Here is a 26,563-nt window from a genome sequence, read left to right as displayed (position 1 = left end):
ATGACTTCTGTGGAACGGCAGCCGTGGGACGTGATCGTGGTCGGCGCCGGCGGCGCCGGGCTGCGCGCGGCGATCGAGGCACGGCGCCGGGGCGCCCGTACCGCCGTCATCTGCAAGTCCCTCTTCGGCAAGGCGCACACGGTGATGGCCGAGGGCGGCATCGCCGCCTCCATGGCCAACGCCAACCCGCACGACACCTGGCAGACCCACTTCCGCGACACCATGCGCGGCGGCAAGTTCCTCAACCAGTGGCGGATGGCCGAGCTGCACGCCCAGGAGGCACCCGAGCGGGTGTGGGAGCTGGAGACCTGGGGCGCGCTCTTCGACCGCACGCCGGACGGGCGCATCTCGCAGCGCAACTTCGGCGGCCACGAGTACCCGCGGCTCGCGCACGTCGGCGACCGCACCGGCCTGGAGCTGATCCGCACCCTCCAGCAGAAGATCGTCTCGCTCCAGCAGGAGGACCACCGGGCGACCGGCGAGTACGAGAGCGGCCTGAAGGTCTTCCAGGAGTGCACGGTCACCCGCGTCCTCCAGGACGAAGCGGGGCGGGTCACGGGGGTCTTCTGCTACGAGCGGGAGTCAGGCCGCTTCTTCGTGCTCGAAGCGCCCGCGGTCGTCCTGGCCACCGGCGGCATCGGCAAGTCGTTCAAGGTGACGTCGAACTCCTGGGAGTACACGGGCGACGGGCACGCCCTCGCGCTGCTCGCCGGGGCGCCGCTCGTGAACATGGAGTTCGTGCAGTTCCATCCGACCGGGATGGTCTGGCCGCCGTCGGTGAAGGGGATCCTGGTCACCGAGTCGGTGCGCGGCGACGGCGGGGTGCTGCGCAACTCCGAGGGCAAGCGGTTCATGTTCGACTACGTCCCCAACGTCTTCAAGGAGAAGTACGCGCAGTCGGAGGACGAGGGCGACCGCTGGTACGAGGACCCGGACCACAACCGGCGCCCGCCCGAGCTGCTGCCGCGCGACGAGGTGGCCCGGGCGATCAACGCCGAGGTGAAGGCGGGCCGCGGATCCCCGCACGGCGGGGTGTTCCTCGACGTGTCGACGCGGATGCCGGCGGAGGTGATCCGGCGCCGGCTGCCGTCGATGTACCACCAGTTCAAGGAGCTGGCGGACGTCGACATCACGGCCGAGGCGATGGAGGTCGGGCCGACCTGCCACTACGTGATGGGCGGCGTCGCCGTCGACTCGGAGACTGCGGCCGCGGTCGGCGTCCCCGGGCTCTTCGCGGCGGGTGAGGTCGCCGGCGGCATGCACGGCTCGAACCGGCTGGGCGGGAACTCCCTGTCGGACCTGCTGGTGTTCGGGCGCCGGGCCGGGCTGCACGCGGCGGAGTACGCGGCGGCGGCAAGGGCCGCGGCCGTGGACGAGGTCGGGGTGAGCGAGGAGGGGGTGGCCGCGGCGCGCACGGAGGCGCTCGCTCCGTTCGACGGCGGCGCCTTCGGGGACGCCGCCGAGAACCCGTACGCCCTCCACCAGGAGCTCCAGCAGACGATGAACGACCTCGTCGGGATCATCCGGCGGGAGGGCGAGATGGCCGAGGCCCTGGAACGCATCGCCGCGCTGCGCGAGCGGACGGGCCGGGTCGCCGTCGAGGGCCACCGCCAGTTCAACCCCGGCTGGCACCTCGCCCTCGACCTGCGCAACATGCTCCTGGTGAGCGAGTGCGTGGCCCGCGCCGCCCTGGAACGCACCGAGTCCCGCGGCGGCCACACCCGCGAGGACCACCCGTCGATGGACCGCGCCTGGCGCCCGGTGAACCTGCTGTGCCGGGCCGGCGAGCACGGGATCGACCTGGAGCGGGTGCGGACGGAGCCGATCCGCGCGGACCTGCTCGCGCTCTTCGAGAAGGAGGAGCTGGCCAAGTACCTCGCCGAGGAGGAGCTGGAGTCATGAGTACGTACGAGGCACGGTTCCGGATCTGGCGGGGCGACGCCGACGGCGGCGGCCTGACCGACTACGCGGTCGAGGTCCACGACGGCGAGGTCGTCCTCGACATCGTCCACCGCCTCCAGGCCACCCAGGCCCCCGACCTGGCCGTCCGCTGGAACTGCAAGGCCGGCAAGTGCGGCTCCTGCTCGGCCGAGATCAACGGGCGGCCCCGGCTGATGTGCATGACCCGCATGTCGGTCTTCGCCCGCGACGAGACCGTCACCATCACCCCGATGCGCGCCTTCCCGGTCGTCCGCGACCTGGTCACGGACGTGTCCTTCAACTACGCGAAGGCCCGCGAGATCCCGGCCTTCGTCCCGCCCGCGGGCCTCGCGCCCGGCGAGTACCGGATGCGGCAGGAGGACGTCGACCGCTCGCAGGAGTTCCGCAAGTGCATCGAGTGCTTCCTCTGCCAGAACACCTGCCACGTGGTCCGCGACCACGAGGAGAACAAGGCGGTCTTCGCCGGCCCCCGCTTCCTCATGCGCATCGCCGAACTCGACATGCACCCCCTCGACGCGGCGGCCGACTCCGGCCTCGACCGCCGCCGCACCGCCCAGGACGAGCACGGCCTCGGCTACTGCAACATCACCAAGTGCTGCACCGAGGTGTGCCCGGAGGACATCCGCATCACCGACAACGCGCTGATCCCGATGAAGGAGCGGGTGGTGGACCGCAAGTACGACCCGGTGGTGTGGCTGGGCGACCGTATCCGCCGGAGGAAGAGCTCGTAGCGGCCCCGCCGGCCTCCCGCCCCCCGGTCGCGGGCCCGCAATCCCGGACATAACCTCCCTTCTGTGACGCGAAGAGCCACCCGGGCGCTGCTGTCGATCCTCGTGGCGGCGTGGTGGCTGACCGTGCCGAGCACGCACGGCGCCCACGCCGCGGGACGGGCTGCGGGCCCGGCCGCGGGCCCGGCCGTGAATCCGCCGGTGGAGCTGTCCGTCGGCGGCGCCGTTCCGGACGCCACCAGCGGCACGTATCTGATCCTGCCGGTGGCCCTCCTCGCCGGCGCGGCCCTGTTCGCCGGGTACGCGTACGTCCGGCGGCGGCGCAGGACCGCGACGCGGACCACGCCGGGCGGCGGGCGCTGGGGCGGGGCCGCGGCCGGAGGCGCCGGCTGGGGCACGCCGCACGGGCCGCCGGCGACGCCCCTGATCGCGCTCGACCGGCGGACGCGGCGGGCGCTCGTCGCCACGGACGACGCCGTACGCACCAGCGAGGTGGAACTGGGCTTCGCGACGGCCCGGTCCGGCGACGGCCCGGCGAAGCCGTTCACCGAGGCCGTGGCGCACGCGCGGGACGAGCTCACGGCCGCGTTCCGGCTGCGGCAGCAGCTCGACGACGCCGAGCCCGAGGACGACGCGACCCGGCGGGCCATGCTGGAGGAGATCCTGCGGCGGTGCGGCGACGCGGACGCCCGGCTCGACGCCGAGGCCGCCGCCTTCGACCGGCTGCGCGCCCTCGAACGCACCGCCCCCGAGGCGCTGGCCGCCGTCGAGACCCTGCTCCGTGAGCAGACGGGCGCGGTCACCACGGCGGAGGCGGCCCTGACGGCGATGCGCGAGCGGTACGCCGAGTCGGCGGCGGCCCCGGTCTCCGGCAACGTCGAACAGGCCAAGGACCGGCTCGCCTTCGCCGCCACCCACGTCGACCGGGCCCACCAGGAGCTCCACCAGGGCGACCGCTCCGCCGCCGCCGCGCGGATCCGGGCCGCCGAAAGCGCCGTCGACCAGTCCGCCCGGCTCACCCGGGCGGTCGACCGGCGGGCCCAGGAGCTCGCCGAGGCGGTCGGCAAACTGACCGCGGCCCTCGCCGACACCGAGGCCGACCTCGCCGGGGCCCGCGCGCTGCTCGCGGACACAGACGTGCCGCACGCCGACGCCGACGACCGGGTCCCGGACCCCGGCGAACCGCTCGGCGACGCCGTAGGCCGGGCTGCGGACGCCGGCGGGTCGCTCACCGGCACCGGAGGAAGGGCGACGGACGCCCGCAAGCCGCTCGGCGACGCCGACGGCCGGACCACGGACGCCGGAAGGCCGCTCACCGGCACCGGAGGACGGACCACGGACGCCCGCAAGCCGCTCGAAGACACCGAAGGCCGGACCACGGGCGCCGACGCCGACCTCGCCCACACCGCCGTCGCCCGGGGGCTGTTGCTCCCGGACACCGGGCAGGACGTGCCGTCCAGGGACCTGCCGGCCACGGACCCCCGGGTCGCGGAGCTTCGGAGCCGGATCGGTCGGGCCGAGTCCGTGCTCATGGGTCTCCGGGCCGCCGTGGACTCCGGCCGTTACGACCCGCTGGACGCGCTGCGCCGGGTCGAGGAGGCCGACACCGCGCTCGACCAGGCCCTGGCGGGCGCCGGGCGCGCCCGCGCGCTCCTGGACCGGGCCCTGCTGACCGCCCGGTCGGCCACCGGCGCCGCCGACACCTACGTCACCACCCGCCGCGGCGCGGTCGGCGCCGAGGCCCGCACCCGTCTGGCCGAGGCCCGGCGCCGCCTGGACCGGGCGGTCGCCCGCGCCGACGACGACCCGGCGTCCGCCCTCGCCGAGGCCCAGCGCTCCGACGCCCTGGCGCGGCGCGCGCAGGACCTCGCCGAACAGGACGTACGGCGGTACGGCAACCCCGACGGCGCCGCGGGCTCCGGCGCCGACCGGCCCGGCGGCGCGGTGCTCGGCGGCATCGTCCTCGACGCCGGTCCCGCCGCGTTCGGCGGCCCGGCGACCCGCGGCCGGCTCTGACGCCCCTCGCCGCTCAGAACATGCTGAGCAGCTGGTCGACCGTCGGTTCGGCGGCCCCGTCCCCGTCCGGGAGCGCCAGCTCGAACCACACCGTCTTGCCGTGCGGGGTGCGCCGCGAACCCCAGGCCGCGCTGAGCAGGCCGACCAGCTGGAGTCCGCGGCCGCCTTCGTCGGTGTCCTTGGCCCGGCGCCGCCGGGGCTGGACCAGGCCCGCGTCCCAGACCTCGCAGACCAGGGTGCGGTCGCGCAGCAGCCGCAGCCGGATCTCGCCCTCGCCGTACCGCAGGGCGTTGGTGACGAGCTCGCTGACGAGGAGTTCGACGGTGTCGACGAGCGGTTCCAGCTCCCACGCGGTGAGCTGCGCGCGCGCCAGTTCGCGGGCGCGGCCGACCGAGCGCGGCTCGCGGGGCAGCCGCCAGTCGCCGACGGCCTCGCTGGGCAGGCCCTGGATCCGCGCCATGAGCAGGGCGATGTCGTCCTCGCCGTGCCGGGTGTCGAGGGTGGTCAGGACGTGGTCGCAGACGTCCTCAAGGGGCCGGTTGGGCTTGGCGAGGGCGTTGCGGAAGGCGCTCAGACCCTCGTCGAGCGGATGATCGCGGGACTCGACGAGCCCGTCGGTGTAGAGCGCGAGCAGCGCGCCCTCGGGGAGTTCGACGGTGACCTCCTCGAAGGGCTCGCCGCCGACGCCGAGCGGCATCCCGGGCGGTACGTCGAGGAACCGGGCCTCCTGGCCGGGTTCGACGAGCACGGGCGGGAGGTGACCCGCGTTGGCGAACGTACATCGCCGGGTGACCGGGTCGTAGACCGCGTACACGCAGGTGGCGAGATAGACCTCGGAGAGCTCCGGGCCGCGCGCCTTGTGGTGCGCCCGGGCGGACTGCTGGGCGCCGGCGGGGGCGCCGAGGCCGCGGGCGATCTCGTCGAGGTGGGAGAGGACCTCGGCGGGTTCGAGGTCGAGCTGGGCGAGGGTGCGGACGGCGGTGCGCAGTTCGCCCATGGCGACGGCGGCGCGCAGGCCGCGGCCCATGACGTCGCCGATGACGAGCGCGGTGCGGTGGCCGGGGAGTTCGATGACGTCGAACCAGTCGCCGCCGACCTCGGAGCCGACGGTGCCGGGGAGGTAGCGGCAGGCGATGTCGAGACCGGCGGCCTCGGGGTCGCCGGGCGGCAGCAGGCTGCGCTGCAGGATCAGGGCCCGCTCGTGCTCGCGCCGGTAGAGGCGCGCGTTGTCGATGCAGACGGCGGCGCGGGCGGCGAGCTCGACGGCGAGCGCGCGGTCGCGTTCGCCGAAGGGTTCGCTGCCCTTGGCGCGGGAGAACTGGACGAGTCCCACGACGGTGTCGTGGGCGACCATCGGCACGACCAGGGTGGACTGGACGAGACTGCCCTCCGGCCCCGGCACGGTGCGGACCTGGCCGGTGCGCAGGGCGCCGGCGCAGGGCGAGTTGAAGGCGAAGCGGTGCACGGAGCCGACCTCGACGGGGCCGGTGTCGCAGCACACGTCCCCGAGGAGCGGCGCGGCCGCCGCGCCCGAGCCGGTGGCCGGATCGACGGCGGGGCCGGGGACGCGGCCGGTGGTGCCGCCGGTGCCGGCACCCGGACCGGTGACCTGCGGCTCCCCGGCGTGCGGCTCGGTGCGCTGCTCGACGCCGCGCCCTGCCTGCGGCTCGACGCGATGCTCGGCGCCCTGCTCCGTACGCGGCCTTCCGACGCGTACGGCCGGGGCGTCGGCGATCGCGCTGGCGACGGCCACCCGGCGGAGCTCGGCGCTGCCGGCTCCGTAGCCGACGTCGTGGGAGCTGCCCCAGCGGCCCGGCGGGGCCTCGTCGCCGGTGAGCAGCCCCTGGTAGAGGTCGACGGCGGCGAGGTCGCAGAAGCCGGGGACGGCGACGTCGAGGAGTGCGCGGGCGGTGGCCTCCAGGTCGAGGGTGTTCCCTATGCGCGCGCCGGCCTCGTTGAGCAGGGCGAGGTTGCGGCGGGCGCTGGCGGCCTCGCGGGCCGCGTTGTAGCGGCGGGTGACGTCGATGCCCAGGCCGGCGACGCCGATCGGGCGGCCGGTGCCGCTGTGCACCCGGTAGAGGTTGATGGACCAGTGGCGGCGGTCCTTGGCGCCGGGCGCGGCTCCGACGATCTCCAGGTCGGTGACGGACTCGCCGGTGTCCAGGACCTTGCGGAGCGCGGTGTTCAGCCGCTCGGCCTCGGGACGGGGCAGGTAGTCGTCCACGGTCCGGCCGCGGTGGTCGTCGGCGGAGCCGCCGAAGACGGTGGCGAAGCGCCGGTTGGCGCGCTTCACCGTGAGGTCGGTGCCGAAGAGGAGGAAGCCGAACGGGGATTGACCGAAAATGGCCTGCGAGGCGGCGAGGTCGGTCTCGATCCGGCGCAGCGCGCGGACGTCGACGACGATGCACAGCGCGGCCCGCTCGCCGCTCTGCGTCTCGCTCGGCATCACGTACATCTCGGCGATGCCGTGGGGTCTGCCCTCGCCCGGCCCGCCGGGCCCGGCCGGTTCGCCCGGCATCCGGAACGGGACGAGGCCCGTCCACTCCTTGCCGTCGAGGATCTCGCGGACCTTGCGATGGCCCCGCTCGCGCAGGTCGGGCGGCATGAAGGCGTCGACGGGATCCTTGCCCCTGGCCTCCTCGGCGGTCACCCCGAAGAGTTCGACGGCGCGCCTGCTCCACTGGTCGACCAGCCCGTCGGGACCGATCGAGAAGGAGGCGACCCGGATGAAGTCATAGATCGACCCGGGCGGGCTGCTCTGCCACACGACACCGCTCGCCGTCTCAGGTATCTCGCTCACGCGACCGTCCCCTCCAGCTCACCGCACCGGACCGGCCATGTGCGCAGTATTCAGCACCAAGGCCCTGGTCGGCACGACGTTCACGATCACAGGGTGGTCTCGTTCGCTTCCGGCCGAGGCCCGCTGATCGTCGTCCCACCCTGTTTACTCACCAGGGAGGGCGAGCTCGAACCACACGGTTTTCCCCGCCCTGCCCGCGCGGGTGCCCCAGCGGCGCGCGGAACAGGCCACGAGCTGGAGTCCGCGGCCGCCTTCGTCGTCGGGTCCGGCGGGGCGCTCGGTGGGCTCGTCCGGAAGCGGATCGGATACCTCCACGAGGAGCGCGGGGCCGCGCCCGGCACCGTCTTCGGCCGGCCCGTGGCGCACGAGGCGCACGCCGATGGGCCCGGAGGCGTACCGCAGCGAGTTCGTGACCAGCTCGCTGACCAGGAGCACGGTGACGTCCCCGATCACCGCGTCGAGCTGCCAGGCCCGCAAGGTGTCCCGTACCGCGTGACGGGCCGTGCGCACGGCGTTGGCCTCCGCCGGGAAATGCCACTCGGCGCGGTCGCCTTCGGTGTCGATCACGGAGCCCACGTCCTATTTCGGGGGGTTAATCACGACATACCCGATATTCGGAGTGGGATATCGCGCCGGTTGAGCCCATCGGCGCACGGTGGCACGAACGGCGTACGGGTCAGCCGCGGGCGCCGTCGCCGGACGCCGGAGCGGCACCGGGCCCCTCGGACGCGGCGGGCCCCGTGCGGGACTCGGGGTCGCCGGGAGACACAGGAACCTCGGACCCGGCGGGCGGCACCGGGGTCTCGGGCGCGGCCGGTTGCGCGGGAGCCTCGGGGGTCGCGGGCAGCAGGCGGGCGGCCTCGGCGACGGCGGGGCGGTCGGCGTCGATCCAGTCGACGGAGTCGAGCTCGTGGCGGGCCAGCCAGCGCAGCTCGTCGTGGTCCTCAAGGGGCTCGGGCCCAGGCTCGCCGGCACGGAGGCGGGCGGTCCAGACCCACAGGACGTAGCCGGGCTTCAGCGGCCACTCGCCGGGGATGCGCGCGCCGGTCTCGGTCTCGACGCCGAGCTCCTCGCGCAACTCCCGGACCAGGGCCTCCTCCGGGCTCTCTCCCGGCTCCACCTTGCCGCCGGGCAGCTCCCAGCGGCCGGCCAGCTCGACGGGCGCGCTGCGGCGCGCGGCGAGCAGCCGGCCCTGGTCGTAGAGGGCCCCGGCGACGACCACGACGGGGTCGGTGCGGTGATCAGGCGTCATGGGCCGGAGCGTAACGCGGCGCCGGTCCGGGCCCGCACGGTCAGAGCGCGGGCTGCCCGATGCGCTCGACCCAGTAGATCTGCTTGTGCCCGCGGTCGTCGAGGCTGTCGGCGATCCGCTGGGCCTCGTCCTCGGTCGCGTACCGGCCGACGCGGTAGCGGTTGCCGTTGTCGTCCTGCCTCATGACCAGCCAGGCCAGGTCGGCGTTGTCGCTCATCGGACTCATCGGACTTCCCCCTCCGCCGGTCCGACCGTGTCTAACGATCTCCCGGAAATCGCAATGCGCATATGCCCGAGCTTACGCCCGACCTTTACACAGTGGATACGGGTTTTCACGAAGAGGTATGTATCTGGCCAGTAACAAGCGGCGAGACGGCCGAACACCGGCCCCGAGCACGGAAGAACGGGCCGTCAGCGCACCGGCAGGTGGTACGCGATCTTGTAGCGGTCGGCCGGGATGACCACGTCCGCGGTCTCGACCGCGCGCCCCGAGGCGTAGAAGGTCCGCTCGATCACCATCACCACATGGCCGGGGACGCCGCCGAGCGTCAGCAGCTCCTCGGCGAGCCCGGGCCGGGCGGTGACCTCCTCCACCACGTTGTCCACGACGACGTCGATGGCGGCCATCCGCTCGACGACACCGCAGCCGCCCAGCGGTCCCTCCTCGGGCAGCATCACCGGCGTGCGGCCCGTGACCGCGAGCGGCTCCCAGGAGGTGGAGAGCATCATCGGCTCGCCGCCCTCCCGGTACACGTACCGCGTGCGCATCACCCGCTCCCCCGCCGGGATGCCGAGCCGGTCCGCGACCTCGGCGCCGGCCGTCTCCTGCTCACTGCTCGACTCCCAGGCCCCGCGCGCCCCTTCGGCGGCCTGCTCCTGGCGGAAGGGGCTGGCACCGGACACCGGCCGGTAGCCGGAACGGGCGATCCGGCGCGGCACGGGCCGCTCGCGCACATAGGTCCCGGAGCCGGAGCGCCCCTCGACCAGGCCCTCGGCCATGAGGACCTTGCGCGCCTCCAGTGCGACGGTGTCCGACACCCCGTACTCCTCGCGGATGCGCGCCTGCGAGGGGAGGCGGGTGTGCGGGGGAAGCGAGCCGTTGGCGATCTTCTCGCGAAGGTCGCTCGCCACACGCAGATAGGCCGGCTGCTCACCGAACGTCACGGGACACTCCCCTCAGCTTGACTGTGAGCTACAGCGTCGCAACCGAGGGTGCGCACCCGCAAGCATGGGCCAGAGTTTCACCCGAAGTGATGATTTGCCTTTACGTAGGCCCTTCCCGCAGGTATAGCCACCGAACGCCCGTCGGAATCCTCGCCGTTGACTCTCGCTCAGACCTTCTTGCTGCCGCTGTCGCTGTCACCGCCGGAGCCGCCGTCGCTGCCGGAGCCGCCGTCGCTGCCGCTGCTGCTGTCGCTGCCCTGCGGGACGGGCGTGAGACCGAGCGCCGAGCGGGAGTCCTTGTCCAGGTCCGTCGAGAGCGCGTCGTACGCCTCGTCGTAGACCTCCCAGAAGGCGTCCGCGTCCTTCGCCGTCGCGAGCTTCTGCCACTTGCGCGCGGCCGCGTCCAGCTTGTCCGCCAGCTCTCCGACGGGCTTGGCGGACGCGGCCGGCCAGGCGTGGCCGCGCAGACCGTCACCGGCCGTGATGACGGCCTGGTGCACCTTCCGCGCCCAGGCCTTGTTGGCCTCCAGGTCGTCGTCCGCGTCCTCCTCCGGCTCCTCGTAGACGGCGTCGTCGACCGGGTTCATGGTCTTGAGGAAGTGCAGCTGGTGCGGGTCGAGCGTGCCGGCGTCGCTGCGCAGGGAGGCGGTGAAGGGCTCCTCCTCGGTGGCGAGCGCGCAGGTCACCGTGCGGTCGCCGATCCGCCAACTCTGCTTGCTGGGCAGGTAGTAGTAGGTCACCGCCGCCTCGGGGACGGCCCAGGTGTCCATCGCGTACGCGTTGTTGATCCGCTCGCAGCGGGTCTCGGCGATCTTGTCGATCGCATCCTCGCCGGGCCACTTGGTGAAGCCGGTGACCTTGAAGGCGCCACTGACCTCGCCCTGGTGCGGCTTGGTGCAGGCGACGGTCTTCACGTCGGTCGTGTACGCCTCCAGCTTGCCGTCGACCTTGAAGCAGTCGCCCTTCCGCAGGTCGAACGGCGACTGCTGGGCTGCGGCCTCGTCCATGCCCTTCTTGAAGTCCCGCCAGGCGTCGGCGAAACCGCCGCTCGCGATGCCGAGGGCCATCAGGAGGCAGGCGAGGGAGGAGAGCACGATGCCGGCCACGGCCAGGCCCTTGCCCTTCTGCTGCTTCTTCTTGATCTGCGGCAGCGCGAACAGACCGAGGACGAGGCCGAGCGGCGGCAGACAGCACACGATGCCGGAGACGAGCGACGCGACCGCGAGCCCGTTCGTGCCGGGCTGCGGCGGCCCGTAGGGGCCGAGGCCGCCGGGACCACCGGGCACGCCCCCGGGGCCGTACGGTCCGGGCAGCGGCGAGGTGTACGGGCCGGGGGCGGCGTACGGTCCGGGGGCGGCGTACGGTCCGGGCACGGGTCCCTGCCCCGGCCCCGGGCCGAACCCCTGACCTGCCCCCTGCCCTGCCCCCGGGCCCGCCCCCTGGCCGAAGCCCTCTCCGGGTCCCTGACCAGGCGCGGGCCCTTCCTGGCGCGGCGGCTGCGGGGGCTGCTGCGGGGCCGGGAAATCCTGGGGCGACGAGGAGGGGTCCACGAGTACGGTGCTCCTGTTTGGGGCGGGATTCGGCACGGATTCGGAGAATCGGCACGGGTTCTCGGCACCGATTCAGAGAATCGAACGGGCGCGCGCATCGTACGTGGTCCGGGGAGGGGGGCGGTATGCGGGTCTCGACGGTGCGTGCGGTCAACCGGCTGACGGCGCGGTGGGCCGGTGCCCTGCCCACCGACGGCCGGGACACCGTGCTGTCCGCGACCGGCGTCTGGCCGCTGCTCGCCTTCCTCGCGGACGGCGCCGACGGCCCGGCCCGCGGCGAACTCCAGGACGCCCTGGGCATGGAGGCGGGCCCGGCGGCACAGGCGGCGCGCGAACTCCTGGCGGGGCTCGGCCGGATGCGGGGCGTCGGCTCGGCGGTCGGCCTGTGGACCCGCCCGCGCGTGGCACTGAACGACGCCTGGGCCGCGGGCCTGCCCGACGCGACGCTGGGCCGGCTCGTCGCCGACGACGCGGAGAACAAGCGGCTCCTGGACGCGTGGGCGGCGGAGCGCACCGGCGGTCTGGTACCGGCGATGCCGGTCGGCGTGGACGAGGAGACGGAGCTGGTCCTGGCCGCCGCGCAGGCGGTGCGCACGAGCTGGCTGCGCCCCTTCCAGGAGGGCGGCATGTACCCCGAGTACGGGCCGTGGGCCGGGCGCGAGCTGGTCGGGCTGCACCGCACGACCGGGCTGCTCGACCGGGTCGGGTTGGCCGAGACGGCCGCGGGCCCGCTGACGGTGCTGAAGGTCCTCGGCGACACCGGCGTCGACGTGCACCTGCTGCTCGGCCCGGAGGACGCCGCCCCCGGCACGGTGCTCCGGGCCGGCCTCGACGTGCTGGCCGGCGCCTTCCGGGCCGTTCCGGGCGACCTGCTGCCGCTGGGCGAGGCGGGCCCGGGCCTGAACATACGCAACGTACGCAGCACCCGGCCGGACCCGTACCTCTCGGTCTCCACCTCCCCCTTCTCGCTCACCGCCCAGCACGATCTGACCGGGCTGCACGAGGTGTTCGGCCTGACGACGGCGAGGGACCACACCCGCGGCCACTTCCCGGGGGTCGCCGACGAGCCGCCGCTCTACGTCCAGCAGGCCCGCCAGGCGGCGATGGCCCGCTTCACCGCGGAGGGCTTCGAGGCGGCGGCGGTGACGGCGTTCGGCGCGGCCGGCGGGAGCGCCGTGGTGCGCTACCCGTACGTGGTGCGCCGGATCGACCTGGACTTCGACCGCCCGTTCGGCTTCCTCTGCGTCCACCGCACCTCACGGCTTGTCCTGACGGCGGGCTGGGTGCAGGAGCCCGTCCCGTACGTCTTCGAGGACGAGGAGTTCGACGAGGACGCGGACGAGGACGAGGACGAGGACGACTGACGGGAGGGGCGGCCGCCGTGAGATCGGCGACCGCCCCGTACGCACCCGTGAGGCGTGGCGTCAGAACTGCAGCGCCCAGGAGTCGATGTACCCGGTGTCCAAGGCCGCGTTGTCCGTGACCCGGAGCTTCCACGTGCCGTTCGCGACCTCGGAGGAGGCGTTGACGGTGTAGGTGGTGTTGATGTTGTCCGCGCTGCCGCCGGAGCCGAACGCCTTCAGCGTGTACGCCGAGCCGTCGGGGGCGATCAGCTGGACCTGGAGGTCACCGATGTAGGTGTGGACGATGTTCACCGGCACCTGGAGCGTGGCCGGGGCGTTGCCGGAGACACCGCTGACGGTGACCGGGGACTCGACGGTCGCGTTGTCGTTGATCGTGTAGTTCGCGGTGTTCTCGAAGCGCGGGCCGGTGGGCGGCGGGGTGGTGCCGCCGCCGACGTAGAGGAGCTTGTTCGGGGAGCCGGTGCCGGGGCTGGTCACCACGTTCGGGGTGGCGGCGCCGGTCAGGGCCGAGGAGACGTCGGCCGGGGTGGCCGTCGGGTGGTCGGCCAGGTAGAGGGCGGCGGCGCCGGTGACGTGCGGGGTGGCCATCGACGTACCGGAGATGGTGTTGGTGGCCGTGTCGCCGGTGTTCCAGGACGAGGTGATCGAGGAGCCCGGGGCGAAGAGGTCGAGGCCGCTGCCGTAGTTGGAGTAGCTGGCCTTGGCGTCGCCGGACGTCGTCGCGCCGACCGTGATGGCCTCGGCGACGCGGGCCGGGGAGTGGTTGGCGGCGTTGTCGGTCTCGTTGCCGGCGGCGACCGCGTACGTGACGCCGGAGGCGATCGAGCGGCGCACGGCGTCGTCGAGGACGCTGTCGACGCCACCGCCGAGGCTCATGTTGGCGACGGCCGGCTTGACGGCGTTCTGGGTCACCCAGTCGATGCCGGCGACGACCTGCTCGGTGGTGCCGGAGCCGGAGTTGTCGAGGACGCGGACGCCGACGATCTTCGCCTTCTTCGCCACGCCGTACGAGGAGCCCGCGACCGTACCGGCGACATGGGTGCCGTGGCCGTGGCCGTCCTGGGCGGTGTTGTCGTTGTCGATGGCGTCGTAGCCGTAGGAGGCGCGGCCGCCGAAGTCGGTGTGCGTGATGCGGACGCCGGTGTCGATGATGTAGGCCGTGACGCCCTGGCCGGCGCTGTCCGGGTAGGTGTAGCTCTGGTTCAGCGGCAGGGCCCGCTGGTCGATCCGGTCGAGGCCCCAGGACGGCGGGGAGGTCTGCGTGCCGTCGATGTGGAAGACGCGGTTCTGGCTGACGGAGCGCACCGCCGGGTCGGCGGCGAGCCGCTTGGCCTGCGCCTCGGAGAGTTCGACGGAGTAGCCGTTGAGCGCCGCGTGGTACGTCCGCCTGATCTTGGCGCCGAACTTCGTGGCGACCGCCCGGCCCTGCGCCGTGTCCGCGCGGGCGGCGGAGTCGCGGAGGGTCACGATGTAGCTGTCGGCGACGGTCCCTTCGGCGCCGGCGTTGAGGATCACGCCTTCGGCGCCGCTCCCGGCGGCCGTGGCCGGGGCGGTGGAGAGGGAGCCGAGCGCCAGGGCTGCGACGGCGATGGCGCCGGCCGCGGCGAGCCTGCGCCGCGAGTCACGCATCACGGACATGTGAGGGGTCCTCCTCATTGGTGGTGCGCTGCTGTGGGGGTGCGACACCGGTCGTGCGCGGGTGTACGTGGGCGTCCACGGGCGTACACGGGCGTACACGGGGGTGCCACGGTTCCGTGCGAATTTCATGGACATGACAAACAGCCGTCCCGAGTTCGGACGGGTCGTCATATCCGGGTGCCGACCGAAAGGTTGACCGAACCTTGGCAATCGCACAAGAGTCCCTCGCGTCATGACACGCGCCCGCCACAGGGCTGACATCCTGGCGCATATGACGGCCTACGTATGCCCCCGCTGCCACGTCCGGGCCCCCGCGGCCGCCCTCACCTGGCGTTGTCCGCAGTGCCACTGCCCCTGGGACCTCGACTTCACCAGCGCGCCGGTTTCCCTCACGTCCCTCGCGTCACGCGTGAATTCGCTGTGGCGTTACGCGGAGGCGCTGCCGCTCGCCACCGAGATCCCCCATGTGACCCTCGGCGAGGGCCGCACGCCCCTCGTCTCCCTGACCGACCGGATTTCGGCCAAACTCGACTTCCTCATGCCGACGTCGTCCTTCAAGGACCGCGGCGCGGTGATGCTCGCCGAGCTCGCGCGCCGGCTCGGCCCGCGCACGGTGATCGCCGACAGCAGCGGCAACGCGGGCACGGCGATCGCCGCGTACGGCGCCCGGGCCGGGCTCGACTGCGCCGTGTACGTGCCCGAGGGGACGTCCCCGAAGAAGCTGGAGCAGATCCGCGCGCACGGTGCCCGGGTGGTGGTCGTGGCGGGCGACCGGGAGGCGACGGCGCGGGCGGCGCGCGAGGCGGCGGACGAGCCGGACGTGCTGTACGCCTCGCACGCGTACAACCCGCACTTCCTGCACGGCACCAAGACGTACGTCTACGAACTCTGGGAGGACCTGGGCGGCCGGCTCCCCGACACCCTCGTCCTGCCCGTCGGCAACGGCACACTGCTCCTCGGCGCGGCCCTCGCGGTCGAGGAGCTGTACGGGCACGGCCTCGTCGACCGCCGCCCGGTGCTGGTCGCGGTCCAGGCGGAGGCCGTCTCGCCGCTCGCCGCGGCCTTCCACGCGGGCGAGGACGAGCTGTCGGCTCCGGCGGAGACCCGCCCCACCCTCGCCGAGGGCATCGCCATCCCCAACCCGCCCCGCGCCGCCCAGATCCTGCGTGCCGTCCGGGCGAGCGGCGGCACCTTCCGCACCGTCACCGACGACCAGGTACGCACCGCCCAGCTCGACCTCGCCCGCCGCGGGCTGTACGTCGAGCCGACCGCCGCCGTCTGCTGGGCCGCGGTCCGCGCGGCCCCGGAGCGCCCGGGCACCACGGTCGTACCGCTGTGCGGCGCGGGCACGAAGACGGGCCTCCTCCCGTTGTCCGCGCCCGCTCAGAACTCGTCGGCGCCGTTGCGGAGTTCCGGAGTCCAGTAGCCGGTCTTCGCCACGGCCTCGTCGACGGCCAGGCCGCCGGCCGGGGCCTTGACGACGACGCTGCCCTCGGCGGGGGCGTCGGCGGCGAAGAGGTTCACGTTGAAGGACGCGACGACCTTGTTGTTCTCGTGGACGCCGCCGTCCACGACCCGCACGTTGGCGTACGCCGGGGCGCCGGCCTGCAGGATCACCGGGATCCCCGGCTTGCTCTTGGCGACGGCCGGGACGTCCTTGGCGGTCTGGATCTCGCCGAACGCGATCAGCGGGTAGCCGTAGAGGCGGCAGGTGCGGCCGGAGGTGTTGGTCGCGGTGAGCACGATGTGCTCGGTGGGCGTCTCGTCGGCCTTTGCGGCCGTGATCTTCACGTCCTTGTAGGTGCAGGCCGGGGCGGTGCCGGACGTCTTGGCGCCGGTCTTGGCGCCGGTCTTGGCCGCGGACTTGCCGCCGCCCGTCGTGGAGCCGCCGGCCGAGCCACCGGCCGTCGAGCCGCCGGTGCCGCTGCCGCCGGTGGCGGTCGTCGCGCCCGCGGCCTCGGCGGCGGTCTGCCCGCCCTGCCCGCTCGCGCCGCCCGACGCGGCGGACGAGCCGGCCGACGCGGCGCCCTCGTCCCGGCTGCCGTTGTCGTCGCCGCCCCCGCAGGCGGTCATCCCGAGCGACAGCACGGCGACGGCCGCGACGGCGAGGACGGTGTTCTTGTGCTTGGTACGCATGGTGGTACTCCCCCGATGACTGGACGGTCGGTCGGCGCCACTCCCTGTCGGCGCCACGACCACTCTCCCGCCCGCCCTTGCCGTCCGGCTTGCGTACCGCTAACGCGGCCTTGCCGTCCCCCGAGCGCCGCCCTCCGGCACCGCCGTCGAACTCGGGCGCCCCGGCGACGCCACGTTATTCTTTTGTCCGGGGATCTGACTGTCGGTGATCGTTTCGGAAGACGCGGGCGCCACCGTCGCGCGGAACCCCATGCCGGCCGCTCCCGCGTCGAGCCGCGGCACAAGGAAGCAGTCAGAGCAAAGGCCCCCACATGCAGCGCGACAACTCCACAGCCCGTACCGGCCAGGGGCAGCGGCCGGAGGACGAGGTGGGGCTCGCGGTGCTGCTGCGGGCGTGGCGGGCCCGGGCGGGCCGCACTCTGGGCCTGGGCAAGGCGCTTCCGCAGGTGGAGGTCGCCGCCGCGGTCGGCATGAGCGAGCGCTGGTACCGGGACCTCGAACGCGGGGCCCTGCCCAAGCTGGACTCCCGGACGCTGACCGCGCTGGCCGACGCGCTGCGCCTGTGCGCGGACGAACGCGCCACCCTCTTCCTGTACGCCGCCGGCGGCGAGCCCTACCCCGCCGTGTCGTCCGTCGACGGCATCGACCTGGCCCCGCTGCACCGCCTGCTCGACCTGCAGCCCAGCCAGCCCGCGTATCTCACCGACAACACGTGGGACGTCCTCGCGCACAACGAGGCCATGGCCGAGTGGTTCCCCTGGGTGCGGCGCCCCGGCGCGAACCTGATCCGCTGGGGCCTGACCGACCCCGAGGCCAGGGCGCAGCTGGCCGACTGGCCGCGGCACGCGCGGGCGTACCTCGCGATGCTGCGCTACGCCATGGCGCAGTATCCGGGGCACCCCGAACTGGCCGGGATCCTCCGGACGGCCCTCACCGATCCGGAGGTCCGGCAGATCTGGGACGACGGCCCGGTCATCATCGCCAACCGGGACGGGCACGCCTACCGGCTGACGATCCCCCGCTTCGCCCCCCGCGCCGTCGACGTGGTCACCCACGTCCTGCACCCCGTCGGGTACCCCGGCCTGCGCCTCACCTTCATCAGCCTGCAGGACGGCTGAGTCCTCAGTCTCGCCGATGTCCGCGGCCCTTTCAACGGCCGCCGACCGGCAAAGATTTTCCGGTCCGAAAACCGGCAGATTTTTGCCGGTCCGGTTTTCCGGCGCTCTTTCCCAGGTACTCACCGGCGCTTCCCGGCCCGCCCTGCGACCGGCAGAACATTGCCGGTCGCATCCGTTGACATTCGCTACACGCAGTTGCGAATCTCGGTGCACACCGGGCTCGTCGGGACCCTTACTGGCGGCACATCTCTGCCCCGCTCAGGTTCGATTCCAGGCTCGGAACTCGACCGGAAGAACTCGCGGGAGCGGCCTTGCACGCCTTTATGAACATCAAGAAGACGATAGGGATCAGCAACGACTTCTGGAACGTGACCGCCGACTCCGGAATGGCCGGAATCGTCGCCGGAAACCTCGGCTCGGGGCGCTACACCACCCTCGCCGACGGCCACGAGTTCCTGAACATGTCGTCGTACTCGTACCTCGGTCTCGACTCCCACCCGGCGCTGATACGCGCCGCGGCCGACGCCGTCACCGGCAACGCCTCGCTGAACACCTCGGTGTCCCGGATGCGCGTGCACTTCGGGATCCTGAAGGAGGCCGAGGACGCGCTCTCGGACCTCTTCCGGGTGGAGGCGGTCACCCTCGCCTCGTGCGCGGCGGCCGCCTGGTCCGCGCTGCCCCTGGTGGCCTCCGGGGCCTTCACCGACGGCGTGCCGCCGCTCATGGTGTTCGACAAGCACGCGCACTTCTGCCTGAACGCGATGAAGCCGAGCGTCGCCGACGAGGCCGAGGTCAGGACCATCGCGCACAACGACGTCGAGGCCCTCGAAGAGCTGTGCCGCACCCACCCCAACGTGGCCTACGTGGCCGACGGCGTGTACAGCACGGGCGGCCAGGCGCCGGTACGGGAACTGCTGCGCCTGCAGGAGAAGTACGGCCTCTTCCTGTTCTTCGACGAGGCGCACGGCGTGTCCACCTGCGGCGAGCAGGGCCGCGGTCTGGTCCTCGATACCATGGGCGAGATCAACGACCGCACCCTGATCATCACGTCCCTGAACAAGGGCTTCGGCGCCTCCGGCGGTGCGATCTTCCTCGGCCCGCGCGGCTCGCGGCAGCGCCGTGACCTCGCCCTGCGCTACGGCGGCCCGCTGACCTGGTCGCAGCGGATCAACACGGCCGGCCTCGGGGCGATCGTTGCCTCCGCCGAGCTGCACCGCTCGCCGGAACTGGGGACGCTCCAGCAGCGGCTGCAGGAGAACATCGACCTCTTCGACGCGATCGTGCCGACCGCGAACAAGGGCGACGGACTGCCCATCCGATTCATCGACATCGGCTCGGAGGAGAAGACCGTCCACATCGGCCGGACACTGCTTTCCGAGGGCTACTACACCTCCGCACTCTTCTTTCCCGTCATCGCCCGCGGAAAGGCGGGGCTGCGCATCATGCTCCGCGCCGACATGACGAGGACGGACATCGAGCACTTCGGCCGTCTGGTCAATGACCTGCGGAGCCAGAATGACTGAGTCACGCATGACGGACGCACGCGAAAAGGCCGTGAGCCGGCGCACGATGACGCTGTCCTGTCTGTTGGTCTTCATGGCACAGATGGCGACCACCATTTATCTGCCCTCGCTCCCGATCGTGGCGCACGACTTCGGAATGTCGCGTCATTACGCGGCCCTTTCCATTTCCGTGTTCGTGATCGGCGCCGCGGCTCCGGTGGTGCTGTGGGGAGTGGCGGCGGACCGGTACGGCCGCCGGGGCCCGCTGCTGGCCTCGCTGGCGCTGTTCGTGGTGAGCAGCGCGCTGATCGCGCTGTTCCGGTCCCCCGAGGCTCTGCTCGTGCTGCGCGCGCTGCAGGGCATCGGCGCCGGCGGCGCCGCGATCATCGCCCGGATCCTGGTGCGGGACCGCTGGAGCGGGGACGAGCTGGCCCGGCGGCTCTCGGTGCTGTCGATCGCGTTCATCACGGCGATGGGCGGCGGTCAGTTCATCGGCGGCCTGATCGGCAGGTACTCCCACTGGGAGACGGGCTTCGTCGTCCTCGCCGTGGTCGGCGCGGTCGCCACCGCGCTGACCTTCACCGTCCCGTTCGCGTCGAGCCGCGCGGTGCAGCCGCCGTCGGAGGTGCTGCGGATCTGCCTCGACATCAGCAGGCAGCCGCGCTTCCTGCTGCCGGCCCTCGCCGGCGGCGCGGGGTTCGCGACGATCGTGCTGCTCCAGGAGGTCAGCCCGTTCGTCTTCCAGCAGCACTTCGGGCTCGCCACCGAGCAGTACGGAAGCCTCGGGCTGCTCCTCGGCGCGGCCTACTTCGCCGGCGCGATGACCGTCAACCGCCTGGTGGCGAAGGCCGGTTCGGGCCGCCTGATGACCGCCGGGTCGATCGTGATGACCGCGTCCGGTGTCCTGATGATCGTGCTGTGGTCGGTGCCCGGCCTGCCGGACGGCGGCGCCCTGGTGGCCTTCGTCGCGCTGTACTGCGTGACCACGTTCGGGCAGTCGGTCCTGTTCCCCAACAGCATGGCCACCGCCGTGAGCAGCCAGCAGAGCCACGGCGCCTACGCCGTCTCCCTGTGCGGCTTCCTCCAGCAGTCGATGGCGGGCCTGGCCGCGGCCACGGCCGCGCTGCTGCAGGCCGACCTCGCCTGGGCCACGGTCGCCGCCGGTCTCGGCGCCGCGGCCTGGCTCATGACCCGTATCGCCGTCCGTGCGGCAGTGCCCACCGACGCTCCTCCGGCAGCCCCTTCGGCAGTTCCTTCGGCCGTCCCTTCGGAAGGGAAGTGACATGGCGGTTCTGCGTTCCCACATCAACCCGGCCGGCGAGGTGTTCCGCCGCAACCGCGAGGCCTACGCCGGCCTGCGCGAGCAGATCGCCGCGGCGCGCGCCACGGCCACGGCCGGCGGCGGCGCCGAGGCACAGGCCCGGCACGCCGCGCGCGGCAAGCTCTCCGCACGGGAGCGGGTGACCCGGCTGCTCGACCCGGGGACCCCGTTCCTGGAGATCGGCCAGCTCGCCGCGCACGAGGTGTACGAGCAGGCGGTGCCGTCGGCGGGCCTCATCACCGGCGTCGGCATGGTGGAGGGCCGGCCCACGGTCGTCTTCGCCAACGACGCGACGGTGAAGGGCGGCACGTACTACCCGCTGACGGTGCGCAAGCACCTCCGGGCCCAGCAGGTCGCCCGCGAGAACGGCCTGCCCTGCGTCTACCTGGTCGACTCCGGCGGCGTCTTCCTGCCGATGCAGGAGGACATCTTCCCGGACGAGAACCACTTCGGCCGGATCTTCCGCAACATCGCGGAGATGTCCGCGATGGGCCTGCCGCAGATCGCGGCCGTGATGGGCTCGTGCACCGCCGGCGGCGCGTACATCCCGGCGATGTGCGACGAGACGGTCATCGTCAAGGGCACCGGATCGATCTTCCTGGGCGGTCCGCAGCTGGTACGGGCGGCGACCGGCGTGATCGTCGACACCGAGACCCTGGGCGGCGCCGACCTGCACACCACGACCAGCGGCGTCGCCGACCACCTCGCCCTGAACGACGAGCACGCGCTCACCCTGGTCCGCGAGATCGCCGCCCGCCACGGCAGGACCCTGCCCGCCGCGCCGCCCGAGACCCCGGTGCCACCGCTGTACGACCCCGCCGAACTCGCGGGCGTCATCAGCGCCAACCCGCGGGAGCCGATCCCGGCCCGGGAGATCCTCGCCCGCCTGCTGGACGGCAGCGAGTTCACCGAGTACCGGGCCCGCTTCGGGCCGACGATCGTGTGCGGCACCGGCCGCATCGGCGGCTACCCGGTGGGCGTCCTCATCAACGACGGCGTGCTCTTCTCGGAGAGCGCCCAGAAGGCCGCGAACTTCATCGAGCTGTGCTCGCAGCGCGGCATCCCGCTGCTGTTCCTGCACAACATCAACGGCTTCATGGTCGGCGCCGAGTACGAGGCCGGCGGCATCGCCAAGCACGGCGCCAAGATGGTGAACGCCGCCTCCTGCGCCGCCGTCCCGAAGTTCAGCGTGCTGATCGGCGGCAGCTACGGCGCCGGCAACCTCGCCATGTGCGGCCGCTCCATCGGCCCGCAGCTGATGGCCATGTGGCCCAACGCCCGTACCTCCGTGGTCGGCGGCGAACAGGCCGCGACCGTCATGGCCCTGATGAAGAACGAACAGCTGGCCAGACAGGGCCGGTCGATGAGCCCGGAAGAGGAAGAGGCCTTCAAGAAGCCGATCCGGGACAACTACGACCGCGAGGGCCACCCCCTCTACGTCGCCGCCCGGCTGTGGGTGGACGCGCTGGTCGACCCCACCGACACCCGTGAATGGCTGACGCTGAGCCTCGCCCTGGCCGCGGCAGCACCGCAACGAGAGACACGCTTCGGCGTGTTCAGGATGTGAAGGTCCGTCATGGTGAAACGACTCCTGATCGCCAACCGGGGCGAGATCGCCCGCCGCATCGCCCGCACCTGCCGGCGCCTGGGCATCGAGTACGTCGCTGTCCACTCGGAGGCCGACGGCGCCGCGGCGCACCTGGAAGGCGCCTTCGAGCACGTCCTGATCGGGCCCGCCCCGGCGGCCGACAGCTATCTGCGCGCCGAGGCGCTGGTCGACGCGGCCCTGCGCACCGGCTGCGACGCCGTCCACCCCGGCTACGGGTTCCTCTCCGAGAACGCGGAGTTCGCCGCCGCCGTGACCGACGCGGGCCTGGTCTTCGTCGGGCCCGACGCGCGGACGATCGCGGCCATGGGCGACAAGGCCACCGCCAAGCGGCTGATGGCCGAAGCCGGGGTGCCGGTGCTGCCGGGCTCCGCGGACGCCACCGAGTCGGTGGACGAGATCCGGGCGCACGCCGACCGCATCGGCTACCCGGTGATCCTCAAGCCGGTCGCCGGCGGCGGCGGCAAGGGCATGCAGGTCATCGAACGCGAGGCCGACCTCGCCCCCGCCGTCGAGGCCGCCGTCCGGCTCGCCCGCGCGAACTTCGGCGACGGACGCCTGCTGATCGAGCGGTACCTGCGCCGCCCCCGGCACATCGAGGTCCAGGTCTTTGGCGACGCCCACGGCGACGTGGTGCACCTCTTCGAGCGCGAGTGCTCGCTGCAGCGCCGGCACCAGAAGATCGTGGAGGAGGCGCCGGCCGCCAACCTTCCGGCGCAGGTCCGGGAGGCGCTCCTCGCGTCGGCCGTCCGCGGCGCGCGGGCCATCGGCTACGTCAACGCGGGCACCTTCGAGTTCATCCTCGACGCGACGGGCGAGTTCTTCTTCCTGGAGGTCAACACCCGCCTCCAGGTCGAGCACCCGGTCACCGAGGCCGTCACCGGCCTCGACCTGGTCGAATGGCAGCTGCGGGTCGCCGCCGGGGAACGCCTCCCGCTCGCACAGCCCGAGATCACCGCGTCCGGGCACGCCGTCGAGGTCCGCGTGTACGCCGAGGACCCGAACGCGGACTTCCGCCCGGCACCCGGCCGCGCGCTGGCCGCCGTCTGGCCCACCGGCGTACGGGTCGACGCGGCCTTCGACGACGCGGGCGACGTGCCGGTCTTCTACGACCCGATGATCGCCAAGCTCGTCGCCCACGGCCCCGCCCGGCCCGCGGCCCTCGCCCGGCTGCTGCACGCCGTACGCTCCACCGCCGTCCTCGGCCTCACCACCAACCTCGGGTTCCTCGCCGACCTGCTGCGCGACGCCCGGGTGAGCGCCGGTCTGGTCGACACCCACCTGGTGGACGAGTTCACCGAACGCGCCGCGGAACACCGGCGCGACCTGGAGCCGCTCGCGGCGGCCTGCGCGGCCGCGATGAGCCTGCCCGCCCGCCCCGCCGGGGTCGCCGGCGACTCGCCGTGGACCGGTTCCGCCGGTGCCCTCGACCGACGGCTGCTCGACCCGAACGCCCCGCTGGGCCGCGTCGCCTGCCGGGTGGGCGGCCGCCCGCTCGAGGCGTCCCTGCTCTCCCGGCGGCAGGACACGCTCACGGTGAGCGTGGCGGGTGAGCGGCTCTCCGTCACGTGCGTGCCGGACGGCACGCTGCTGCGCGGCACGGCCGGCGAGGCGCGGTGGACGGGCCTGCGCAGGGCCGACGGCTGCGAACTCGTCGTGGACGGCCACCGGCTGACCCTGACGCTCGGCGTCACCGGCGAGGACGACGACACGGCGGGCGGTGACGCGATCACCTCGCCCATGCCCGGCACCGTCGTCCAACTCCCGGTCGTCGTCGGCGATTTCGTCCAAGAGGGCGACACCGTGGCGATCGTGGAGGCGATGAAGATGGAGAACCGCGTCCTCGCCCCCGTGTCCGGTGTCGTCGAGGAGGTCCGCTGCGCCCTCGCCGACATCGTCTCGGCCGACCAGGTCCTCGTCGTCATCGATGCAGAGCAGAACGAACGGAAGTGAAGAACCACATGAACCCCATCCACCGCGTCGGAGTGGTCGGCTCGGGCGCCATGGGTGCCGGAATCGCCGAAGTCAGCGCCCTGGCCGGCCTGGACGTGCTGGTCGCGGTCTCCCGCGAGACCTCGCTGACCACCGGACGGCAGCGCGTGCTCGCCTCCCTCGACCGCGCCGTCGCCAAGGACCGGCTCACCGCGGACGACCGGGACGCGGCGGTCGCCCGCATCCGGTTCACCATGGACCTGGGCGAGCTGGCGGACCGGCAGCTGGTCGTCGAGGCGGTCCGCGAGGAGGAGACCCTCAAGCTCGACCTCTTCGCCACCCTCGACAAGGTGGTCGAGGACCCGGAGGCGATCCTGGCCTCCAACACCTCCTCCATCCCCATCATGAAGCTGGCCGGGGCCACCGATCGCCCGGCCCAGGTCATCGGCACCCACTTCTTCAACCCCGTACCCGCCATGTCCCTCGTGGAACTCGTCGGCTCGCTGCACACGTCCGAGGCGACCATGGACCGGGCCGAGGCATGGGTCGCCGGGACGCTGGGGAAGACGCCCATCCGCAGCAAGGACCGGGCCGGCTTCGTCGTCAACGCGCTGCTCGTGCCGTACCTGCTCTCCGCCGTACGCATGGTGGAGACGGGCTTCGCCGGCGCCGAGGACGTCGACCAGGGCATGGTCCTCGGCTGCTCCCACCCGATGGGCCCGCTGCGGCTGACCGACATGGTGGGCCTGGACGTCGTGGCGGCCGTGGCCGACGCGCTGTACCAGGAGTTCAAGGAGCCCCTCTACGCGGCTCCGCCGCTCCTGGCCCGCATGGTCGAAGGCGGCCTGCTGGGCCGGAAGTCGGGCCGCGGCTTCTACACGTACCCGTAACCGCCGCGCGCCCCTCCGCACACCCACCAGAAACGGACCCACCACGTGACCACTGCCAGCACGCTCCCCGCCACGACCCCCGCAGCCACGGGACTGGTCCTCGCCGACCTGATCCCCGTACGGGACACCACCCGCGCCCGCGTCCGTGACGCCGCCCTGGTCCTCGGCGGTGCGGCGCTGACCGGGATCGCCGCCCAGCTCGCGCTGCCGGTGCCCGGCTCGCCCGTCCCGGTGACCGGGCAGACCTTCGCCGCCCTGCTGACCGGCACCGCGCTCGGGGCCCGGCGCGGGACGCTGGCGCTCGCCCTCTACACCGGTGCGGGCGTGTGCGGCATGCCGTGGTTCGCCGGCGGGACGTCCGGCGCGGCCATGCCCACCTTCGGCTACCTCGTCGGTCTCGTCCTCGCCGCCGCCGTGACCGGCGCCCTGGCCCGCCGTGGTGGCGATCGCGGTCCGCTGCGCACGGCAGGAGTCATGGCGCTCGGCACCCTCTGCGTCTACGCCGTCGGCGTCCCCTACCTCGCGCTGTCCCTGCACCTCTCGCTGTCCCGGGCACTCGCCCTGGGCGCCGTGCCGTACCTGCCGGGCGACGCCCTGAAGGCGGCCCTGGCGATGGGGGTGCTGCCGCTGGCATGGCGGCTCCTGCGCGAGAAGAACCACTAGAAGCGCACGGAGAATCCTGACCGGCCGAGGGCGGTTCCGCAGGGGCGGAGCCGCCCTTCGCCGTGACCGGAGGCACGAGGTTCGATCACCCGCTTCACCCGAACGCCCCTGCCGCGTTGCCCCCGGCCCGCCCCGGTCCCCGTATGGAGGGTGGGGAAGAACGAGCTCACACCGGGGGGACCGAGGGAACGGGAAGGCAGGAAGGCCGCTATGTACGTGCGCACCATCTACATGACGGGTGATCCGGCTCAGCTCGACGACGTCGCCGAGTCGGTCCGGACCGAGGGACGCGAACTTCTGTCGGGGCAGCAGGGCTACCGCGGCATGGGGCTGTTCGTCGACCGGGAGGTCGGCAAGCTCCTGGTGGGGTCGTGGTGGGAGGACGAGGCCTCCCGGGAGGCCAGCTTCGAAGCCCTGCGCGAGCGGCGCACCGAGATGTTCGCGCCCTTCGCCGGGACCATGACGGTCGACAACTGGGAGGCCGCCGTCGCCCGCCGCAGCGAGGACCTCGGGCCCGGCGCGACGTTCCGGCTGGTCCGGATGGACGTGGACGCCGCCGCCGTCGACAAGCTGGTGACGACGTTCCGCGAGACCGCGCTGCCCAAGATCGAGAAGATCCCCGGCTGGAAGGGCGTCTCGCTCCTCGTCGACCGCACCAACGGCCGGGCCGCGGTCGGCGCCCTGTACGCCGACAAGGGCGCCCTGGTGTCCTCCCGTGCCGCCGTCGCGGGAATCCGCGGCGAGGCCACGTCGAAGGCCGGCGTCACCACGCGCAGCCTGGAGGAGTTCGACGTTCTCGTCGCGACGGCGGTGCCCCACACCTGACCGGTACGACACCCGGCCCGTAAACGCAGAAAAGCCCCGCACCATACGGTGCGGGGCTTTCCCACAATGATTGTTCGGCGGCGTCCTACTCTCCCACAGGGTCCCCCCTGCAGTACC

Annotated in this window: 20 protein-coding genes and 1 pseudogene; 13 read left to right on the top strand and 8 right to left on the bottom strand. The window is 73.0% G+C overall.

The features are described 5' to 3' along the window. The 3 genes from ACWEJX_RS22950 (at window position 1) to ACWEJX_RS22940 (ending at window position 4,685) form a co-directional block, all read left to right on the top strand. Window positions 1-1,902, top strand: a complete 1,902-nt coding sequence (locus ACWEJX_RS22950; protein WP_451609281.1) for a fumarate reductase/succinate dehydrogenase flavoprotein subunit — start codon at window positions 1-3, stop codon at window positions 1,900-1,902. Then, entirely contained in the window at window positions 1,899-2,672 is a 774-nt protein-coding gene (locus tag ACWEJX_RS22945) for a succinate dehydrogenase/fumarate reductase iron-sulfur subunit (protein ID WP_451609280.1), read from the top strand. Before ACWEJX_RS22950 ends, ACWEJX_RS22945 begins: the two co-directional genes overlap by 4 nt. A gap of 63 nt (window positions 2,673-2,735) precedes the next feature. Continuing rightward, on the top strand, window positions 2,736-4,685 hold the full coding sequence (locus ACWEJX_RS22940) for a TPM domain-containing protein (protein WP_451609279.1): 1,950 nt from the start codon (window positions 2,736-2,738) through the stop codon (window positions 4,683-4,685). A gap of 13 nt (window positions 4,686-4,698) precedes the next feature. On the opposite strand, the gene ACWEJX_RS22935 is transcribed toward ACWEJX_RS22940, so the two are convergent. The 6 genes and pseudogenes from ACWEJX_RS22935 to ACWEJX_RS22910 all read right to left on the bottom strand — a co-directional run bounded on the left by ACWEJX_RS22935 (window position 4,699) and on the right by ACWEJX_RS22910 (window position 11,274). Further along, window positions 4,699-7,452, bottom strand: a complete 2,754-nt coding sequence (locus ACWEJX_RS22935; RefSeq protein WP_451609300.1) for a SpoIIE family protein phosphatase — start codon at window positions 7,450-7,452, stop codon at window positions 4,699-4,701. Window positions 7,453-7,629: 177 nt separating this feature from the next. Further along, window positions 7,630-8,061: an ATP-binding protein gene (locus ACWEJX_RS22930; RefSeq protein WP_451609278.1), complete on the bottom strand. Its 432-nt coding sequence runs from the start codon at window positions 8,059-8,061 to the stop codon at window positions 7,630-7,632. Window positions 8,062-8,326: 265 nt separating this feature from the next. After that, window positions 8,327-8,737, bottom strand: a pseudogene (locus ACWEJX_RS22925) ((deoxy)nucleoside triphosphate pyrophosphohydrolase); the annotation flags it as partial. Between the two features lie 40 nt (window positions 8,738-8,777). Beyond that, complete coding sequence (locus ACWEJX_RS22920; protein WP_451609277.1) at window positions 8,778-8,954, bottom strand: SPOR domain-containing protein; 177 nt, start codon at window positions 8,952-8,954, stop codon at window positions 8,778-8,780. Window positions 8,955-9,148: 194 nt separating this feature from the next. Then, entirely contained in the window at window positions 9,149-9,901 is a 753-nt protein-coding gene (locus ACWEJX_RS22915; protein ID WP_451609276.1) for a GntR family transcriptional regulator, read from the bottom strand. A 167-nt stretch (window positions 9,902-10,068) separates the two neighbouring features. Continuing rightward, window positions 10,069-11,274: a DUF4190 domain-containing protein gene (locus ACWEJX_RS22910; protein ID WP_451609275.1), complete on the bottom strand. Its 1,206-nt coding sequence runs from the start codon at window positions 11,272-11,274 to the stop codon at window positions 10,069-10,071. Between the two features lie 302 nt (window positions 11,275-11,576). Here ACWEJX_RS22910 and ACWEJX_RS22905 point away from each other — a divergent pair, with 302 nt between their 5' ends. Then, complete coding sequence (locus ACWEJX_RS22905) at window positions 11,577-12,815, top strand: serpin family protein (RefSeq protein ID WP_451609274.1); 1,239 nt, start codon at window positions 11,577-11,579, stop codon at window positions 12,813-12,815. A gap of 60 nt (window positions 12,816-12,875) precedes the next feature. On the opposite strand, the gene ACWEJX_RS22900 is transcribed toward ACWEJX_RS22905, so the two are convergent. Then, on the bottom strand, window positions 12,876-14,453 hold the full coding sequence (locus ACWEJX_RS22900) for a S8 family peptidase (protein WP_451609273.1): 1,578 nt from the start codon (window positions 14,451-14,453) through the stop codon (window positions 12,876-12,878). Window positions 14,454-14,724: 271 nt separating this feature from the next. Here ACWEJX_RS22900 and ACWEJX_RS22895 point away from each other — a divergent pair, with 271 nt between their 5' ends. Then, on the top strand, window positions 14,725-15,879 hold the full coding sequence (locus ACWEJX_RS22895) for a threonine synthase (RefSeq protein ID WP_451609272.1): 1,155 nt from the start codon (window positions 14,725-14,727) through the stop codon (window positions 15,877-15,879). Here the strand turns inward: ACWEJX_RS22895 and ACWEJX_RS22890 are convergent. Continuing rightward, complete coding sequence (locus ACWEJX_RS22890; protein ID WP_451609271.1) at window positions 15,837-16,589, bottom strand: DUF4232 domain-containing protein; 753 nt, start codon at window positions 16,587-16,589, stop codon at window positions 15,837-15,839. The two genes, ACWEJX_RS22895 and ACWEJX_RS22890, sit on opposite strands and share 43 nt — an antisense overlap. Window positions 16,590-16,900: 311 nt before the next feature. On the opposite strand from ACWEJX_RS22890, the gene ACWEJX_RS22885 reads away from it, so the two are divergent. The 8 genes from ACWEJX_RS22885 to ACWEJX_RS22850 all read left to right on the top strand — a co-directional run bounded on the left by ACWEJX_RS22885 (window position 16,901) and on the right by ACWEJX_RS22850 (window position 26,446). Beyond that, window positions 16,901-17,707, top strand: a complete 807-nt coding sequence (locus ACWEJX_RS22885; protein WP_451609270.1) for a helix-turn-helix transcriptional regulator — start codon at window positions 16,901-16,903, stop codon at window positions 17,705-17,707. A gap of 323 nt (window positions 17,708-18,030) precedes the next feature. After that, entirely contained in the window at window positions 18,031-19,230 is a 1,200-nt protein-coding gene (locus tag ACWEJX_RS22880; RefSeq protein ID WP_451609269.1) for an 8-amino-7-oxononanoate synthase family protein, read from the top strand. A 7-nt stretch (window positions 19,231-19,237) separates the two neighbouring features. Beyond that, complete coding sequence (locus ACWEJX_RS22875) at window positions 19,238-20,491, top strand: MFS transporter (RefSeq protein ID WP_451609268.1); 1,254 nt, start codon at window positions 19,238-19,240, stop codon at window positions 20,489-20,491. Window position 20,492: 1 nt separating this feature from the next. Further along, window positions 20,493-22,097: a carboxyl transferase domain-containing protein gene (locus ACWEJX_RS22870; protein WP_451609267.1), complete on the top strand. Its 1,605-nt coding sequence runs from the start codon at window positions 20,493-20,495 to the stop codon at window positions 22,095-22,097. A gap of 9 nt (window positions 22,098-22,106) precedes the next feature. Continuing rightward, entirely contained in the window at window positions 22,107-24,089 is a 1,983-nt protein-coding gene (locus tag ACWEJX_RS22865) for an acetyl/propionyl/methylcrotonyl-CoA carboxylase subunit alpha (protein WP_451609266.1), read from the top strand. A gap of 8 nt (window positions 24,090-24,097) precedes the next feature. Next, window positions 24,098-24,958: a 3-hydroxybutyryl-CoA dehydrogenase gene (locus tag ACWEJX_RS22860; protein ID WP_451609265.1), complete on the top strand. Its 861-nt coding sequence runs from the start codon at window positions 24,098-24,100 to the stop codon at window positions 24,956-24,958. A 45-nt stretch (window positions 24,959-25,003) separates the two neighbouring features. Continuing rightward, window positions 25,004-25,621, top strand: a complete 618-nt coding sequence (locus ACWEJX_RS22855; RefSeq protein ID WP_451609264.1) for a biotin transporter BioY — start codon at window positions 25,004-25,006, stop codon at window positions 25,619-25,621. Window positions 25,622-25,831: 210 nt separating this feature from the next. Further along, window positions 25,832-26,446, top strand: a complete 615-nt coding sequence (locus ACWEJX_RS22850; RefSeq protein WP_451609263.1) for an antibiotic biosynthesis monooxygenase — start codon at window positions 25,832-25,834, stop codon at window positions 26,444-26,446. Window positions 26,447-26,563: the final 117 nt, after the last annotated feature.

Source organism: Streptomyces sp. NPDC004788 (assembly GCF_053601115.1).
The sequence above is the reverse complement of the archived record's forward strand: the minus strand, read 5'-3'. Positions and strand labels throughout refer to the sequence as shown.

Coding starts and splice junctions, on each gene's coding strand:
- ACWEJX_RS22875 (WP_451609268.1), top strand. CDS start 19,238: ATGACGGACGCACGCGAAAAGGCCGTGAGCCGGCGCACGATGACGCTG.
- ACWEJX_RS22885 (WP_451609270.1), top strand. CDS start 16,901: ATGCAGCGCGACAACTCCACAGCCCGTACCGGCCAGGGGCAGCGGCCG.
- ACWEJX_RS22900 (WP_451609273.1), bottom strand. CDS start 14,453: ATGTCCGTGATGCGTGACTCGCGGCGCAGGCTCGCCGCGGCCGGCGCC.
- ACWEJX_RS22850 (WP_451609263.1), top strand. CDS start 25,832: ATGTACGTGCGCACCATCTACATGACGGGTGATCCGGCTCAGCTCGAC.
- ACWEJX_RS22880 (WP_451609269.1), top strand. CDS start 18,031: ATGAACATCAAGAAGACGATAGGGATCAGCAACGACTTCTGGAACGTG.
- ACWEJX_RS22950 (WP_451609281.1), top strand. CDS start 1: ATGACTTCTGTGGAACGGCAGCCGTGGGACGTGATCGTGGTCGGCGCC.
- ACWEJX_RS22920 (WP_451609277.1), bottom strand. CDS start 8,954: ATGAGCGACAACGCCGACCTGGCCTGGCTGGTCATGAGGCAGGACGAC.
- ACWEJX_RS22865 (WP_451609266.1), top strand. CDS start 22,107: ATGGTGAAACGACTCCTGATCGCCAACCGGGGCGAGATCGCCCGCCGC.
- ACWEJX_RS22945 (WP_451609280.1), top strand. CDS start 1,899: ATGAGTACGTACGAGGCACGGTTCCGGATCTGGCGGGGCGACGCCGAC.
- ACWEJX_RS22895 (WP_451609272.1), top strand. CDS start 14,725: ATGACGGCCTACGTATGCCCCCGCTGCCACGTCCGGGCCCCCGCGGCC.
- ACWEJX_RS22905 (WP_451609274.1), top strand. CDS start 11,577: ATGCGGGTCTCGACGGTGCGTGCGGTCAACCGGCTGACGGCGCGGTGG.
- ACWEJX_RS22870 (WP_451609267.1), top strand. CDS start 20,493: ATGGCGGTTCTGCGTTCCCACATCAACCCGGCCGGCGAGGTGTTCCGC.
- ACWEJX_RS22890 (WP_451609271.1), bottom strand. CDS start 16,589: ATGCGTACCAAGCACAAGAACACCGTCCTCGCCGTCGCGGCCGTCGCC.
- ACWEJX_RS22860 (WP_451609265.1), top strand. CDS start 24,098: ATGAACCCCATCCACCGCGTCGGAGTGGTCGGCTCGGGCGCCATGGGT.